Source organism: Plastoroseomonas arctica (assembly GCF_018128965.1).
In the GTDB taxonomy this organism is placed as follows: Bacteria; Pseudomonadota; Alphaproteobacteria; order Acetobacterales; family Acetobacteraceae; genus Plastoroseomonas; species Plastoroseomonas arctica.
This window is the reverse complement of sequence record NZ_JAAEDH010000014.1, coordinates 55,925-71,434: the sequence shown is the minus strand read 5'-3', so window position 1 is coordinate 71,434 and position 15,510 is coordinate 55,925. Positions and strand designations below refer to the sequence as shown.

Annotated in this window: 15 protein-coding genes; 11 read left to right on the top strand and 4 right to left on the bottom strand. The window is 69.1% G+C overall.

Going from position 1 to position 15,510, the window contains the following annotated elements; translation table 11 throughout:
* Positions 1-66 precede the first annotated feature (66 nt).
* Both GXW79_RS13135 and GXW79_RS13130 read right to left on the bottom strand, forming a co-directional pair.
* Positions 67-1,560, bottom strand: a complete 1,494-nt coding sequence (locus GXW79_RS13135) for an amidase (RefSeq protein ID WP_211874851.1) — start codon at positions 1,558-1,560, stop codon at positions 67-69.
* 4 nt (positions 1,561-1,564) lie between these two features.
* Positions 1,565-3,172: a gamma-glutamyltransferase family protein gene (locus GXW79_RS13130; RefSeq protein WP_211874850.1), complete on the bottom strand. Its 1,608-nt coding sequence runs from the start codon at positions 3,170-3,172 to the stop codon at positions 1,565-1,567.
* 118 nt (positions 3,173-3,290) lie between these two features.
* Between GXW79_RS13130 and GXW79_RS13125 the strand changes: the two genes are divergently transcribed.
* Entirely contained in the window at positions 3,291-3,632 is a 342-nt protein-coding gene (locus GXW79_RS13125) for a tRNA-binding protein (protein ID WP_211874849.1), read from the top strand.
* Positions 3,632-4,099, top strand: coding sequence for a xanthine phosphoribosyltransferase (gene gpt / locus GXW79_RS13120; RefSeq protein WP_211874848.1), 468 nt, complete (start codon positions 3,632-3,634; stop codon positions 4,097-4,099). The genes GXW79_RS13125 and gpt overlap by 1 nt, the downstream gene beginning before the upstream one ends.
* A 1-nt stretch (position 4,100) precedes the next feature.
* Here the strand turns inward: gpt and GXW79_RS13115 are convergent, their stop codons facing one another.
* Positions 4,101-4,343 carry a hypothetical protein gene (locus GXW79_RS13115; protein WP_211874847.1) on the bottom strand — a complete coding sequence of 81 codons (243 nt, stop codon included), beginning with the start codon at positions 4,341-4,343 and terminating at the stop codon, positions 4,101-4,103.
* A 219-nt stretch (positions 4,344-4,562) separates the two neighbouring features.
* Here GXW79_RS13115 and GXW79_RS13110 point away from each other — a divergent pair, with 219 nt between their 5' ends.
* The 4 genes from GXW79_RS13110 (at position 4,563) to GXW79_RS13095 (ending at position 8,939) form a co-directional block, all read left to right on the top strand.
* Positions 4,563-5,615, top strand: coding sequence for an ABC transporter ATP-binding protein (locus GXW79_RS13110; RefSeq protein WP_211874846.1), 1,053 nt, complete (start codon positions 4,563-4,565; stop codon positions 5,613-5,615).
* Positions 5,612-6,613: an ABC transporter ATP-binding protein gene (locus GXW79_RS13105; RefSeq protein ID WP_246503978.1), complete on the top strand. Its 1,002-nt coding sequence runs from the start codon at positions 5,612-5,614 to the stop codon at positions 6,611-6,613. The genes GXW79_RS13110 and GXW79_RS13105 overlap by 4 nt, the downstream gene beginning before the upstream one ends.
* Positions 6,600-6,884, top strand: a complete 285-nt coding sequence (locus GXW79_RS13100; protein ID WP_246503977.1) for a hypothetical protein — start codon at positions 6,600-6,602, stop codon at positions 6,882-6,884. Before GXW79_RS13105 ends, GXW79_RS13100 begins: the two co-directional genes overlap by 14 nt.
* Before the next feature lie 315 nt (positions 6,885-7,199).
* The gene (locus tag GXW79_RS13095) at positions 7,200-8,939 is read left to right on the top strand and encodes a thiamine pyrophosphate-dependent enzyme (protein ID WP_211874845.1); all 1,740 of its coding nucleotides are present in this window, start codon (positions 7,200-7,202) and stop codon (positions 8,937-8,939) included.
* 121 nt (positions 8,940-9,060) lie between these two features.
* Here GXW79_RS13095 and GXW79_RS13090 read toward each other — a convergent pair whose 3' ends face one another.
* Positions 9,061-9,558 carry a GlcG/HbpS family heme-binding protein gene (locus GXW79_RS13090; RefSeq protein WP_211874844.1) on the bottom strand — a complete coding sequence of 166 codons (498 nt, stop codon included), beginning with the start codon at positions 9,556-9,558 and terminating at the stop codon, positions 9,061-9,063.
* A 148-nt stretch (positions 9,559-9,706) separates the two neighbouring features.
* Between GXW79_RS13090 and GXW79_RS13085 the strand changes: the two genes are divergently transcribed.
* From GXW79_RS13085 to GXW79_RS13065, 5 genes are read left to right on the top strand one after another with little or no spacing between them, the layout of a single operon-like run.
* Positions 9,707-10,480, top strand: a complete 774-nt coding sequence (locus GXW79_RS13085) for a class II aldolase/adducin family protein (protein WP_211874843.1) — start codon at positions 9,707-9,709, stop codon at positions 10,478-10,480.
* Positions 10,480-12,099 (top strand): amidohydrolase, encoded by a 1,620-nt coding sequence (locus tag GXW79_RS13080; RefSeq protein WP_211874842.1) that lies wholly within the window; start codon positions 10,480-10,482, stop codon positions 12,097-12,099. The genes GXW79_RS13085 and GXW79_RS13080 overlap by 1 nt, the downstream gene beginning before the upstream one ends.
* Complete coding sequence (locus tag GXW79_RS13075; RefSeq protein WP_211874841.1) at positions 12,099-13,040, top strand: ABC transporter permease; 942 nt, start codon at positions 12,099-12,101, stop codon at positions 13,038-13,040. Before GXW79_RS13080 ends, GXW79_RS13075 begins: the two co-directional genes overlap by 1 nt.
* Positions 13,037-13,903 (top strand): ABC transporter permease, encoded by an 867-nt coding sequence (locus tag GXW79_RS13070; protein WP_211874840.1) that lies wholly within the window; start codon positions 13,037-13,039, stop codon positions 13,901-13,903. The genes GXW79_RS13075 and GXW79_RS13070 overlap by 4 nt, the downstream gene beginning before the upstream one ends.
* 17 nt (positions 13,904-13,920) lie before the next feature.
* Positions 13,921-15,501 (top strand): ABC transporter substrate-binding protein, encoded by a 1,581-nt coding sequence (locus GXW79_RS13065; protein WP_211874839.1) that lies wholly within the window; start codon positions 13,921-13,923, stop codon positions 15,499-15,501.
* Positions 15,502-15,510 lie beyond the last annotated feature (9 nt).

Sequence of the window (15,510 nt, the reverse complement as noted above, 5' to 3'; positions counted from 1 at the left end):
CAAAAAAGGCCGGGGAAAGAATTCCCCGGACCCCTTCTTTTATTTTTGGCTACTTGAGGGAGGGACTCAGCCCCAGCTCAAAAAGGCCTCGGAATTGGAGATCGGCGGTGCGGCGCGCAAAGCAGCCAGATCGGGCACGGGGCGCGCCAGCGCCGTATCCGCCGCGAACGCGGCCTCGATCGCCGCCGCCACCCCAAGTACGTACGCATCCCCACCCCGTGGACCCACGATCTGCAACCCGAACGGCATGCCGTTCCGGTCAAGACCCATCGGCAAGGATACCGCCGGATGGCCCACCAGCGTCACGTAGTAGGCCAGCGACAGCCAGTGGAAATAGGTCCGCGTCGGCGCCCCATCGATCTCGGCCGGATACAGCTCCCGCCACGGCCGCGGGCTGATCGTGATCGACGGCGTGATCAAGACATCATGCTTGCCGAAAAACCCCTGCCAGGCCCGATACATCCGAGTCTGGATCGTCGCCGCCCGCGCATAATCGTCGAGGCTGTAACCCATCCCCTCCTCGACATTCGCGATGATGTTCGGGCCGCAATCCTGCGGACGCTCCCGCACCTTCTGCCCATGCGCCGCGAGGAACCCGGCCGCGCGCAGAATCTCGAACGCCTCGTCCCCGCCCGCACAATCCGGGCTCGCTTCCTCTGCCCCCGCGAACAGCGGCGCGATGGCCGCGACCCGCTCCGCGAAGACGCCGCGCACATGCTTCTCGGTCGGCGCGACTCCGAAATCCGGCGTGAAGGCCAGGCGCAATCTGGCCAGGTCGATCCCCCGCGGCGGCGAGAACAGCGCCGGCTTTCCGCGCACGGCACGGTCATGCAGCGTATAGGCCAACGGGTCGCCCGCATTGTCGGACGCCATTGCTGAGAGCATCAGGCTCGCATCCGCCACATTCCGCGCCATCGGCCCCTGCACCGGCAGGTTGGACCACCCATGCCCGCGCTTCTCATACGGCACCAACCCCGCCGAGGGCCGATACCCCAAAATGCCGCAGAACGCCGCGGGATTGCGCAAACTTCCCCCCGTATCCGACCCCGAGCACAACGGCACCATCCCCGCCGCGAGCGCGACCGCCGACCCGCCCGAAGACCCGGCCGCGCTCTTCGACGGATCGAACGGATTGCCCGTTGCGCCATAGACGGTGTTGCGCGTATTCGCACCGGCGCCGAACTCCGGCGTGTTGGTCTTGCCAAGGATCACCGCGCCGGCGCGGCGCAGATTGGTGACCAGGCTCCAATCCGCCTCCGGCACGTGGTCGGCGAAGATCGGGCTGCCATAGGTGGTGCGCAGCCCCTTCACATCGACCAGGTCCTTGATGCCCACGGGCAGGCCATGCAGCACGCCGAGCGTGTCGCCCTGCATCACCGCCTGCTCCGCATCCACGGCAGCGGCAAGCGACGCGTCGCGATCTTCAGCGACGATGGCGTTGACCGCGGGGTTCACCGCATCGATCCGCCCGAAGCAGCTGTGCAGCAGCTCGACCGGGGAGAGCTTCTTCCGCCCGATCAGCGCGCGCGCAACGGTCGCGGTGAGATCACAGGGCTCCATCGCCCTAATACCCCATCGCGCAGCCATCCTTGCGCGGATCCGACCCGCCGATCAGCACGCCGCGCGCCCGGTCGATCAGGATCGCCTGGCCACCGCCATGCGGCTTGTCGATCACCTCGCAATCATGGCCCAACCGGTTGAGCCTATCCACAACCGGCCCCGGAATGCCGCGTTCCAGCTGCACCTTGCCGCCCGTCGGGAACAGCCGCGGCAGGTCGAGGGCCGACTGAACGTCCAGCCCGAACTCGAAGTGGTTGGACAGGAACAGCGTCTGCCCCATCGGCTGGAAATGCCCGCCCATCACGCCGTAGGGCATGATCGCCTTGCCGCCCGAATAGACCATGCCGGGGATGATCGTGTGCATCGGCCGCTTGTCGCCCTCGATGCAGTTCGGGTGCCCATCCTGGAAGCGGAACCCATAGCCCCGGTTCTGCAGCATCACCCCCGACGCTTCCGCGAGGATGCCCGACCCGAACCCCTCGAACAGCGAGTTGATGAAGCTGCACGCATTGCCGTCACGATCCACGACCGTGAGGTAGACCGTGTCCTTGTGCCGCGCGAAATCGGATGTCCCCGCTGCCGGCATCTCCGCCATGGCCCGGTCGTCGCGGATCAGCAGGCGGAGCGCCTCGCCATAGGCGGGGTCGATCATGTGCGCCGTCGGCACGTCCACGCGCGACGGATCGGCGAGGAAGGCATCGCGGTCGCGATAGGCAAGCCGCGCCGCCTCGATGTGGCGATGCAGCCGCTCGGTCGACAGCGGGCCCTCGCCCACGGTCGAGAAGCCGTTGAGGATGTTGAGGATCTCCAGCACGATCGGCCCGGACCCGTTGGGTGGGCACTGGAACACGTCCAGCCCGCGCCAGCGCGTGGTGATCGGCTCCACGAATTCCGCCACCGTCGCGCCGCGGGCGAAATCCTCCTCGGTATGCGTGCCCCCGGCGGCGCGGAGCGTGGCGACCATGTCGGCCGCGACCTCGCCCTCATAGAAGCCGGCCGGCCCCTTCGTGGCGATGGCGCGCAGCGTGGCGGCCAGTTCCGGCTGCACGAAGCGGTCGCCCAACCCATAGGCTTCGCCGTCGCGCAGGAAGCGCTTCGCCGTCGCCGGATGCAGGCCGAGCTTCGCGACGGACCCCTTCCAATCCCAGGCCAGGCGCGGCGTCAGGTGAAAGCCTTCCTCGGCATGGCGGATCGCCGGCTGCAGCAGCTCGTCGAGGCCCTTGCGGCCATGGGTGGCATTCAGCAGCGCCCAGGCGGAGATCGCACCTGGCACCGTCACCGAATGCGGCGATGTGGGCGTCAGCGCCTCGACGCCCTTCGCCTTCAGTGCCGCGAAATCCGCCCCTCGCGGCGCCCGCCCCGACCCGTTGATGGCGATGGGCTTGGACGACCCCGCCGGCGCATAGAGGCAGAAGCAGTCGCCCCCGATCCCCGTCGATTGGGGCTCCACGACGCACAGCACCGCCACCGCGGCGATGGCCGCGTCGAGCGCATTGCCGCCCGCGCGCAGGATGTCGAGGGCGGCGAGCGTGGCGGCAGGCACCGAGGTGGCGGCCATGCCGTTCGCGGCATAGGCGGCGGAGCGACCGTGGCTGTGAAAATCGCGGGTCATGGCGGTGCGGGTCCAGATCGGTTTGAGACGCGGGGCGATGACGCCCATATCAGCGGTTTCGACACAAAGCTGCAACACGGCCCTACCGCGCCACCTCCCGCTCCGCTAGACCAGGGGCATGGCAGAGACCGTCAGCTACGCCGATTTCGAGCGGCTCGACATCCGGGTCGGCACCATCATCGAGGCCGAGGCCTTCCCCGAGGCGAAGAAGCCCGCGATCAAGCTTGCGGTGGATTTCGGCGCGCCGCTCGGGGTGAAGCGATCCTCGGCGCAGATCACGGTGCATTATTCGCCCGACCGCCTCATCGGGCGGCAGGTGCTGGCCGTGGTGAACTTCCCCCCGCGCCGCATCGCCGGCTTCGAGAGCGAGATCCTGGTGCTCGGCCTGCCCGACGAGAACGGCGCGGTGGTGCTGCTCAAGCCCGACCTGCGCGTGCCCGATGGCGGCAAGCTGTTCTGATGGCGGCCAAATACTTCACCGTCACCTGGGACCAGTTGCATCGCGACGCGCGTGCGCTGGCCTGGCGGCTGCTGGAGCGCGGCCCCTTCACCGGCGTCGTTGCCATCACCCGCGGCGGGCTGATCCCCGCCGCCGTCATCGCGCGCGAGCTCGAATGCCGGGTCGTGGAGACGATCTCCATCGTCACCTATGACGAGGAGGAACGCGGCGCGCCAAAGGTGGTGAAAACACCGGTCGCGGCCGGCGACGGCAAGGGCTGGCTGGTGATCGACGACCTGGTCGACACCGGCACCACGCTGCGCGTCGTGCGCGCGCTGCTACCGGGCGCCCACGTCGCGACCGTCTACGCCAAGCCCGCCGGCAAGCCGCTGGTGGACACCTTCATCACCGAGGTGAGCCAGGAGACCTGGATCCTGTTCCCCTGGGACACCGAGCCGCAATTCATCGCCCCGATCGCGCGGCTCTGACTCAGCGGTAATACCGCCCCTGGTTCGACGCATACCCGCGCCGACCGTCATTGCGCGCATAGCCGCGGTCGCGATGGCGGCCACCACCATCGCCCGAGGCCGCGACCGCGATCAGCGCCGCACCCAGCCCGATGCCGGCGCCGACCGCCAGGGTGCTGCCCCAATCGGTGCTGCCATCCTTGTTGACGCAGCCGGCGAGGGTGACGCTGGCCGAGAGCGCGATGACGGCGAGGAAGCGACGCATTGGGGGAACCCTCCTGAACATGTGCAGGATGGCGTGGGGTCATGGCCGTCTCGCGGTGGGACCAAGGCGGCATGGCGGTGGTTTCGTGACGCCACAATCGGGCGGCATGCCCCAAATCTCGCGAACCGGGGCAGCCTGCCCAAATTCTGCGCAGTAGCGGCCGCCGTCCGGCTGAAAACCCCTGCAAGCGCCGGCACGCGCCTTGCTCACGTGCATGCCATGACAGAGAGCCCTCTCCCGATCGACGTCGGCGGCCCCGCGCAACCGCTGCTCGATGTGCGCGGCATCCAGAAGCACTTCCCCATCAAGGGCGGGTTCTTCGGCAGCACCGTCGCGACCGTGCGCGCCGTGGACGGCATCAGTTTCACCATCCTCAAGGGCGAGACGCTGGGGATCGTGGGTGAGTCCGGCTGCGGCAAATCCACCACCGCGCGGCTGCTGATGCGCCTGATGGATCCCGACAAGGGCTCCATGATCTTCGACGGCGAGGGGGTAGCGGAGAACACCCAGACCGGCGGCATCACCATGCGCGACTATCGCCGCCAGGTGCAGATGGTGTTCCAGGACAGCTACGCCTCGCTCAACCCGCGCCTGCCGATCGAGGATTCCCTGGCCTTCGCGCCCAAGGTGCATGGCCTGGGCGACGGCGAAGCCCGTGAGCGCGCCCGCGAACTGCTCGCGGCCGTGGGCCTCGCCCCCGCCCAATATGCGCGCCGCTACCCGCACGAGCTCTCCGGCGGGCAGCGGCAGCGGGTGAACATCGCCCGAGCGCTGGCGCTGCGGCCGCGCCTGGTGATCCTGGACGAGCCGGTCTCGGCGCTGGACAAATCGGTCGAGGCGCAGGTGTTGAACCTCCTTGTCGATCTCAAGGAAAGCTTCGGGCTGACCTACGCCTTCATCAGCCATGATTTGAACGTGGTGCAGTACATCTCCGACCGCGTTCTGGTGATGTATCTGGGCAAGGTGGTCGAGATGGGCCCCGTCGAGGAAATCTACGAGCGCCCCGCCCACCCCTACACCCGCGCGCTGCTCGCCTCCCGCCCCTCGATGGACCCCGAGAACCGGCGTACCGAGCCGCCGCTGTCGGGCGATCCGCCCAACCCGGTGAACCCGCCCTCGGGCTGCCGCTTCCGCACGCGCTGCCCGCATGCGGAGGATGTCTGCGCGGCCCGCGAACCCATCGACGCCGATCTCGGCGGCGGCCACCAGGCCGCCTGCCACATGGCCGACCCCGGCAGCGGACACAGCCAGGCGGGGAGGCTCGCGGCATGAGCGCGGCGTTGCAGATGGCCGGCAAGGACACACTGGTCCGCGTGCGCGACCTCTCGGTGCGCTTCGTCTCGCGCGATGCCACGGTGCATGCAGTCAACGGGGTGGACCTGGATCTCGCCGCGGGCGAGGTGCTGTGCATCCTCGGTGAGTCGGGTTCGGGCAAGTCGGTGACGATGCGCGCGCTGATGAAGCTGCTGCCCAAGAAGGCGGTGGTCACCGGCGGCATCCTGGTGGACGGCCGCGACGTTCAGGCCATGCACGAGAACGAGCTGCAGGAATTCCGCGGCAGCACCGTGGCCATGGTGTTCCAGGAGCCGATGACCGCGCTCGACCCGGTCTTCACCGTGGGCAAGCAGATCTCCGAGACGGTGCGCCGGCATGAGGGCGTCTCCCAGGCGGCGGGCATGGCGCGCGCGCTGGAGCTGTTCGAGCTGGTGCAGATCCCCTCGGCCAAGCGCCGGCTGGACGCCTATCCGCATGAGCTCTCGGGCGGTCTCCGGCAGCGCGCGATGATCGCGGTGGCGCTCGCCTGCCGTCCGAAGCTGCTGCTGGCCGACGAGCCGACCACCGCGCTCGACGCGACCGTGCAGATCCAGATCCTGCTGCTGCTGCGGCAGTTGCAGCAGGAGCTCGGCATGGGCGTGGTGTTCGTGACGCACGACCTGGGCGTGGCGGGCGAGATCGCGGACCGCGTGGCGGTGATGTATGCCGGCCGCGTGGTGGAGGAGGGGCCGGTCACGGCGCTGATGCGCGGCCCGCTGCACCCCTATGCCAAGGGTCTGCTGGGGGCGACGGTGCACTCCGGGATGCGCGGCAAGCGCCTGACCACCATCCCCGGCGCGCCGCCGAGCCTGGAAGCGCTGCCCAACGCCTGTTCCTTCGCGCCGCGCTGCGTGGAGGCGGAACCGGCCTGCCTCGCCGCCGTGCCGGCGCCGCGCAGCCCGATCCCCGGTCGCACGGCGCGGTGCATCCATGTGCCGGACAATGTCGCGGGGTAGGGGACGCGCCGGCGCCATCCTGCGCCATCGCGATGCCGCGCCGCCGCCGCGCGAGCGGGGCTCCATCGGCGACAATGGCGGCCCGCCGCTGGACGACGCGCCCGACGCCGATGGCGGCTGGGGCGCCTGGGTGTGGAGCCGGGCGCATCGGCGCGCGTGGAAGACCCCGCCGCCGGAGATCGCGCTGCGCCGACTGGCCCGCGCCGAGGCGCTGGGGATGAGCTACCGGGCCTATACGCTCGAGATCATGGAGCGCGGGTGGTACCTGTGAGCCGGAACTCTGGACACCACCACGCGGCCGCGATAGATTAGGAAAATATTCTGTTCTTTGAACCATGAATCTGGATCGGATCAGCCGCCCGCGGGTGCCGAAGGGGATTTGTCCGAACCCCGCACCTGGCCCGGTAAGAAGCGCCGAAAGTAAGGTGCCCTTACACATCGCCACATCGGATCAATGGCTTGGCTGGCGCCGGCGGGAAAGGAGACCGTACTTTCCGCCAGGTGGCGTCCTCTCACGCGGGTCACCTTTCCCCCGCAGCCCGCCGGGCCTACCCTCCCGCCGGCTCATGCTGGAGGGGATTTCGCCATGAATGAAGTGAAGCGCACCGCGCAGGCGCGCAGCGGCGGCAAGGTGCTGGCCGATGCGATGGTCGCGCAGGGCGTGACGCACGCCTTCTGCGTGCCTGGCGAGAGCTACCTCGATCTGCTCGACGGTTTGTATTCCGTGCGCAACCAGCTCCAGCTCATCACCTGCCGCTTCGAGGCCGGTGCCGTCCACATGGCCGAGGCCCATGGCAAGCTCACCGGCAAGCCGGGCGTGGCCATCGTCACCCGCGGCCCCGGCGCCTGCCACGCCGCCATCGGCGTGCATGTCGCGATGCAGGATTCGACGCCGCTGGTGCTCCTCGTCGGCCAGATCCCCGTCGAAGAAACCGACCGCGAATCCTTCCAGGAGGTCGACTACCGCCGCATGTTCTCGCCCATCGCGAAATGGGTGACGCAGATCGACGACGCCAAGCGCATCCCCGAGATCATCGCCCACGCCTTCGACATCGCGACCAGCGGGCGCCCCGGCCCCGTTGTGATCGCGATCAGCGAGGAGATGCAGAAGCACCAGGTGACGGTGCCGGATATCGGCCCGGCCGAAGTCTTCCCACCGCACCCCGCGCCCGAGGCCATGGCGCGGCTGCGCGACATGCTCGCCACAGCGGAACGGCCGCTCGCCATCCTCGGCGGCTCGGGATGGACCGCGGAAGGGCGCAAGGCGATCGCGAAATTCCTCGTGGCGCATGATTTGCCGGTCTGCGTCTCCTTTCGCCGGCAATCCCTGTTCGACGGGACGCACGCGAATTTCGTGGGCGATCTCGGCGTCGGCGCCGATGCCGGCCTGGTCGCCCATGCGCGCGAGGCGGACCTCATCCTCGCCATCGGCACGCGGCTGGGTGAGCCCGTGAGCCAAGGCTACACGCTGTTCGACTTCGCCGGCGCGCAGCCGATCATCCATGTGCATCCAGAGCAGAGCGAGATCGGGCGCGTGCATCGCCCGGCCCTGGGTATTCCGTGCGACCTCAATGCCTTCGCCGAGGCCGCGAATGCCATGGCGCCCGTCGCCTCCACCGCCTGGTCAGGCTGGCGCGAGACGCTGCGCGCATCGCGCCTGAAGCAGGCCGAGGCGCCGGACTACGAGGGCCCGCTGAACCTCGCCCGCGCGCTGCAGGCGCTCGAAAAAGCTCTGCCGGACGACACCATCTTCACCACCGATGCCGGCAATTTCGCGACCTGGCCCACGCGCTTCATGCACCTGAAGGATGGCCAGGATTTCCTCGGCCCGACCAACGGCGCCATGGGCTACGGCGTGCCCTCCGCGATCGGCGCGAAGATCGTGCACCCGAATCGCACCGTGATCTGCTTCGTGGGCGATGGCGGCTTCCTGATGACGGGGCAGGAGATCGCGACCGCCTTCCACCATGCGGTGAACCCGATCATCCTGGTGTTCAACAACCAGATGTATGGCACCATCCGCATGTACCAGGAGCGCACCTACCCGAACCGCGTCTCCGGCACCGCACTCACCAACCCCGATTTCGCGAAGTTCATCGAGGCCTTCGGCGGGCACGGCGAAATCGTCGAGGCGACGGATGAGTTGGTCCCCGCCGTGCAGCGTGCGCTGGCGAGCGGCAAGCCCGCCATCGTCGAGATCCGCACGAACCCGGAACAGGTGACCAACCGCGTGACGATCTCGGACCTCCGCGCCTCAGCGGGCGGGACGGCGACCCCCGCGCCGCGCATCCCCGCGCCGCGCCGGACGACGCCGCGGCCGAGGTAAGCAGGCCAGCGTTAACAGCCACGCACGGCCTTCGGCCCGCCGGTCGTCCGGCGAGCCAAGCCGCTGAAGGCGGCGCCCGGCGCTTCAAGCCGCTGAAGGCGGCGCCCGGAGCTTGAGGACATCAGCCAAGTCTGTCGCGGATGCGGGCGATCCCCGCCTCCGCGCACTGGTCATCCAGCAGGCCCCCGGGCGCGCCGTCCACGCCGATGCCACCCACGACCTCGTCGCCGGCGCGGATCGGGAAGCCGCCGCCGAGGATCAGGAAGCCCTCCACATCGGGCAGGCGCGAGGCTCCCGGATTGGCCCGCACCGCCTCAAGCAGCTGCGTCGTCCCGATGCGCGTCGAGGCCGCGGTATAGGCCTTCGCGCGTGCCGCCCACACGCCGTGCGGCCCCGCGCCGTCGGCGCGCAGCAGCGCCTTCATGATGCCGGACCGGTCCACCACCACCGCCGTCACGCGATGCCCGCGCCCGGCGCAGGCCTCAACCGCGGCGTTCACCGCATCCTGCGCGAGGGCGGCGTTGATGCTGCGCTCCGTGTACAGGCCCGGCGCCGGCGCCTGGGCGAACGCGGTCGCGCAGCCGAGCAGCATGGCGGCAGTCAGGGCGGCGCGGGCCATGGATTGGTCTCCGGAGTGTGCGATGCACAATGATGCGCCACCGCGCCGGGCGGCAAGAGGGGATGGAGCCGATTTCCCACCGTCATCCGGTTGACGCAGCGCCTGCCGGGGCGGAGCATCGGGGACTGTCCTGCCAGGAGCTCTCGCCATGAACCAATCCGTGCCGCTGGCGCTTCGCGCCGGCATCTCCGAGGAAGAGTGGGCCATCCGCTGCGACCTCGCCGCCCTCTATCGCCTCGTCGCGCATCACCGCTGGACCGACCTGATCTACACCCACATCTCCGCCCGCATCCCGGGGCCCGAGCACCACTTCCTGATCAACCGCTACGGCGTGATGTTCCATGAGATGCGCGCCTCGGACCTCATCAAGATCGACCTCGACGGCAACGTGGTCGAGGAGATGGCGGAATCGAAGCGCGTGAACGCCGCCGGATTCACGATCCACTCGGCGATCCACATGGCGCGCGAGGATGCCGCCGTGGTCATCCACACCCACACCCGCGCCGGCATCGCGGTGAGCGCGCAGCGCCAGGGTCTGCTGCCGATCAGCCAGCACGCGCTGAAATTCTACGGCCACCTCGCCTATCATGACTACGAAGGCATCGCGCTCGATCTCGAGGAACGGGACCGCCTGGTGCGCGATCTCGGCCAGCATGATGCGATGATCCTGCGCAACCACGGGCTGCTGGTCACGGGCCGCAATCCGGCTCAGGCCTTCGACAACATCTTCACGCTCGAACGCGCCTGCGACGCGCAGATCGCCGCCCAGTCCGGCGGCGCCGAGCTGGTCTTCCCGCCCGAGAGCGTGCGTCGGCACACCGCGGCGCAATACACCCGCGACCCCAACAGCCCGACGAAACTGCTGGCCTGGGAGGCCGCGCTGCGGTTGATCGAGAACGACAAGCCGGACTACCGCAGCTGATGCAGTCACCGCTGCTGATCACCGGGGGCCGCGTCTTCCGCGGCCTCGCGGGTGGCTTTGCGGAGGCGGTGCTGGTCGTGGACGGTCGCGTCGCGGCCGTCGGCGACGCGGCGGATGTGGCGCAGATGGCCCCGACCGGCACTTACCTGCTGGACCTGGCCGGGCGCGTTGCGATCCCGGCCCTGAACGAAGCGCATATGCACCTGCTGCCCTATGGGCTCGGCCTCACGCGGGTGAACCTCCGCGCGGAGGAGGTCACGACGCTCGACGAGGTGCTGCGCCGCATCGCGGCCGCGGCGACGGAAGCGGCGCCCGGCGAATGGGTGCTCGGGCGCGGCTACGACCATGACGCGCTGGATGTCGCGCGCCATCCGACCGCCGCCGAGCTGGACCGCGCCGCACCGCGCAACCCCGTCTTCATCACCCGCACCTGCGGCCACATGGGTGTGGCGAACACCGCCGCGATGCGCATCGCCGGCGTCGGCCACAACACGCCCGACCCCGAGGGCGGGGTGATCGAGCGTCGCGCCGGGGCGCTCACCGGTCTGTTCCAGGAACGCGCGATGCGCCTGCTGCGCGACCACATGCCGCAGCCTGGGCAGGCCGCGATGGTCGATGCGATCGAGGCTGCCTGCAACGACCTCGCCACCCGCGGTTTTGTCAGTGCCACGGACATGAATGTGGGCATGTCCGCGGGGTTTGCCGAGGTTGAAGCCTATCGCGTCGCGCAGCGCGACGGCCGTCTGCCGCTGCGCATGTGGCAGGTGCTCGCCGGCAACCCCGAGGGCATCGCCGCCGAGGCCTGGGAGGCCGGGCTGCGGCCCAATGATGGCCATGACGGCCTGCGCTGGGGCGCGGTGAAGGTGTTCGCAGATGGCTCGGCCGGTGGCCTCACCGCTGCCTTCTTCGATCCCTACCTGATCGGCGGCGGCACCGGCGTCTTCACCTTCCCCGACGAGAAGATTCACGCCTTGCTCAAGCTGTATCATGAGCAGGGCTGGCAGCTCGACATTCACGCCATCGGCGATGCCGCGATCGAGCAGGTGCTGCTGGGCATGGAGGCGGCCGACAGCGACGCGCACCCCTTCGCCGGCCGGCGGCACCGCATCGAGCATTGCGGCTTCCTCGCGCGCGACCAGCGACGACGCATGAAGGCGCGCGGCATCCTGCCGGTGCCGCAACCGATCTTCATGTACGAATTCGGCGACACCTACGTGAAGAACCTCGGTCTCCCCCGCAGCGAGCTGGCCTACCCGATGAAGACCTGGCTCGACGAGGGCCACAACCCCGCCGCATCGTCGGACTGCCCGGTCTCCACCGTCGATCCTTTCCTCAACCTGTTCACGATGGCGACGCGGCGCACCAACAAGGGCACGGTCCTCGGCGCATCCGAGGCGCTCACCATCGCCGAGGCGGTGCATTGCTACACCTGGTGTGGCGCCTACACGCAGTTCGCGGAGGATCGCCGCGGCACGCTCGAAGTCGGCATGCTCGCCGATATCGCGGTTCTGTCGCAGGATATCTTCGCCATCGACCATGCCGCGCTGCCCGATGTGCGGGCCGACCTAACGCTGCGCGAAGGTGCGGCGATCTTCGACCGGCACGGGGCCCTCGCCTGATGCTGCGCCACGCGCTGCATCGGCTGCTGCTCGCCGTGCCGGTGCTGTTCGGGGTGCTGCTGATCGGCTTCCTGCTGATGCAGGTGGTGCCGACCGATCCCGCAACGGTGCGCGCGGGGCCGCAGGCATCGGCGGAGCTCATTGCGGAGATCCGCCGCGATCTCGGGCTCGACCGGCCGCTCGCGGTGCAGTTCGGCCTGTACTTGTGGCGCCTGGTGCAGGGCGATTTCGGTGTCTCGATCATCAACAACGTCCCTGTCGTGCAGGAGCTCGGCGCGACCATCGGGCCGACGCTGGAGCTGATGTTCGCGAGCCTCGTCTGGTCGATCCCGCTGGGCATCTTCCTCGGCACGCTGGGCGCTTACTACCGGGGTACGCTGATCGATCGCGGCGTGATGGCGATCTCGGTGGCCGGCGTGTCCATCCCGGTGTTCTTCCTCGGGCTGATCCTGATCTGGTATGTCGGCTTCAAGTGGCAGTGGCTGCCCTTCACCGGACGCGGCGGGCCGATCTGGACGCTGGACGGGCTCCGCTCGCTGGCATTGCCGGCGCTCACCCTGGGCGGTGTCTTCGTGGGGCCGGTGTCGCGCATGACGCGCACGGCGGTGCTGGACGTCCTATCGCTCGACCACGTCCGGACCGCACGCGCGAAGGGATTGTCGGAGCGGCTCGTCGTCATGCGCCACGCGCTGCGCAACGCGATGGTGCCGGTGGTGACGCTGATCGGCCTGCAGATCGGCTTCCTGCTCGGCGGCGCCGTCGTCACCGAGACCGTCTTCACCTGGCCTGGCGTCGGACGCTTGGCGGTCGGCGCGATCACTTCGTCGGATTTGCCGATGGCACAGGGCACGATCATCGTGCTCTCGCTCGGCTTCATCCTGGTCAATCTCATCGTCGACGTGCTCTACGCCGCACTCGACCCGAGGATGCGCGCGGCATGAGTGCGACCACGGTCACCATGGCACCGGCGCGCCCCGGGCTGCTGCGCCGGCTGACGCGCGATCCTGGCGCGGCGGCCGCGCTCATCTTCGTGGTTCTGGTGCTGCTGGCCGCAATCTTCGCGCCGTGGCTGTCGCCGACCGATCCTTTCGACAACGACCTCGCCAGCTCCATGGCGCCGCCGGGCACCGAGGGACTTCCGCTCGGCGCCGATGCGCAGGGGCGCAACCTGGTCACGCGGCTGCTGTACGGGCTGCGCGCCTCCCTTGCGATGGGCTTCTTCGCGGTGATCCTCGGCGGCGGCATCGGCGCGGCGCTGGGCTTCCTCGCCGCCTTTTACCAGCGCTGGCTGGACGCGCCGATCATGCGCCTGGTCGACATCATGCTGTCCTTCCCGGCCATCCTGTTCGGCCTCGCCATCGCGGCGATCCTGGGGCCGGGCATGCTCGCGGTGGTGCTGGCACTCTCGGTCGCGACGGTGCCGCTGATGGCGCGGATCGTGCGCGGCTCCGCGCTGGTCGTCATGCGCGCGGACTACATCGAGGCCGCGCGCGCCACCGGCATGGGCGACCTCCGCCTCATCTGGCGCCACCTCGCGCCCAACTGCCTCTCCGCGCTGTTCGTCTTCGCCACGCTCCGCTTCGGACAGGTGATCCTGCTCGGCTCCGCGCTGTCGTTCCTCGGGCTCGGCGCGCAGCCGCCGAACCCGGAACTCGGCGCGATGGCGAGCGAAGGGCGCAACTTCCTGTTTTTCGCGCCGCATATCGCGGTCATCCCGTCCGTCGCGATCTTCGCGGTGGTGCTGGCATTCAACATGCTTGGCGATGCGCTGCGCGACGCGCTCGACCCCCGGCTGCGCGTCTGAACCAAGGAGACTGGGCCATGCGAATTCTGCTCACCCTGCTGCTGCTGGCCTTCGGCGCCGGCGAGGCCATGGCCCAGGCCGCACCGCGCAACACGCTCGTCGTGCTGCGCGAGATCGACGCCGACAACTACGACCCCATCCGCTCAACCGCGCGTGGCTCGGGCGAGGTCGTCTACATGATGAGCGACACGCTGGTCTCGCTCGACTGGGACATGCGCACCGTGCGCCCGGGCCTCGCCGAGCGCTGGGAGGTGAGCCCGGACGGGAAGACCTACACCTTCCACCTGCGCCGCGACGTGACCTTCTGCGACGGCCGCGCGATGACGGCGCAGGACGTGGTCTATACCATCAACCGCTGGGTCGACCCGGCCAACCGCTCCCCGGTGCGTTGGCGCGCGGGGCCGGTGCGCGAGGTGCGCGCCGTCGATGACTTCACCGTCGAGTACGAGCTGACGGAGCCATTCGGCGAGCTGCTGTACCAGCTCACGCTGTTCTTCGCCTCGGTCGTAGACCGCAATTCGGTTGAGCGACTTGGTGCGAATTTCGGCACTCAGGGCTTCAACGGCACCGGTCCCTATTGCTGGGTGAGCTGGACCCCGCGCCAGGACCTGGTGCTGCAGCGCCACCCCAACTACCGCTGGGGCCCGCCGATCTACACCAACCCCGCGCCGCAGGTGGAGCGCGTCATCTGGCGCGTGATCCCGGAGGCGAATACCCGCCTGGCCGCGCTGCAGACGGGGCAGGGGGACGTGACGCAATACATCCCCAACATCGCGATCCAGCAGCTGCGCAACGTGCCCACCATCCGGATGTCGCGGCAGGAGAACTACTTCTGGGATTTCTTCCTGGGCTTCAAGGTCGACAAGCCTGTGGTGAGCGACCCCGCGGTGCGCCGCGCCATCAACCTCGCGGTCAACCGCGCCGCCATCGTGCGCGCGGTCTGGTTCGGCAATGCCGAGCCGGCGACGGCCTACCTCAACCCAAACACCGCCGGCTACAGCGCGGAAGCCGCCGCCCTGGTGCCGCAATTCGACCCCGCCGCGGCGCGCCGCGTGCTGGATGAGGCTGGCTGGGTGATGGGCCCCGACGGCATCCGCGTGAAGGACGGTCAGCGTGCCACCTTCCTCCTCTACGGCCTGCAGACCAATGAGTGGCGCCAGGCGACCGAGGCCATCCAGGCCGATCTGCGCCGCATCGGGATCGAGATGCGCATCCAGCTCTGGGATGCGACCGTCGGCTGGGGTCGCCTGGCGACGCAGGAGTTCGATGCCTTCGTGATGTCGTACCCCTACATCTCCGCGACGGACGCGTTCGGGCTGTATTTCGACAGCCGCAACCGCCCGACGCCGAACCGCATGAACTGGTCCGACCCGCGCACTGACACCGCGCTGGACACCGCCAAGACTGCGCTCGACGCAACCGTCCGCCTGGCCGCGATCGCGGAGGCGCAGCGTATCGCCGCCGAGAACAACGTCTGGCTGCCGATCGCGCGGGAGAATCTTTGGGTCGCTTCGGCGCAGCGGGTCGAGGGTGCCCGGGCGCATGGCATCTATGGCGTCGGGCTCTACAAGGGCCTCGATATCCGCCTGACACGGTAAGGGAGGAGC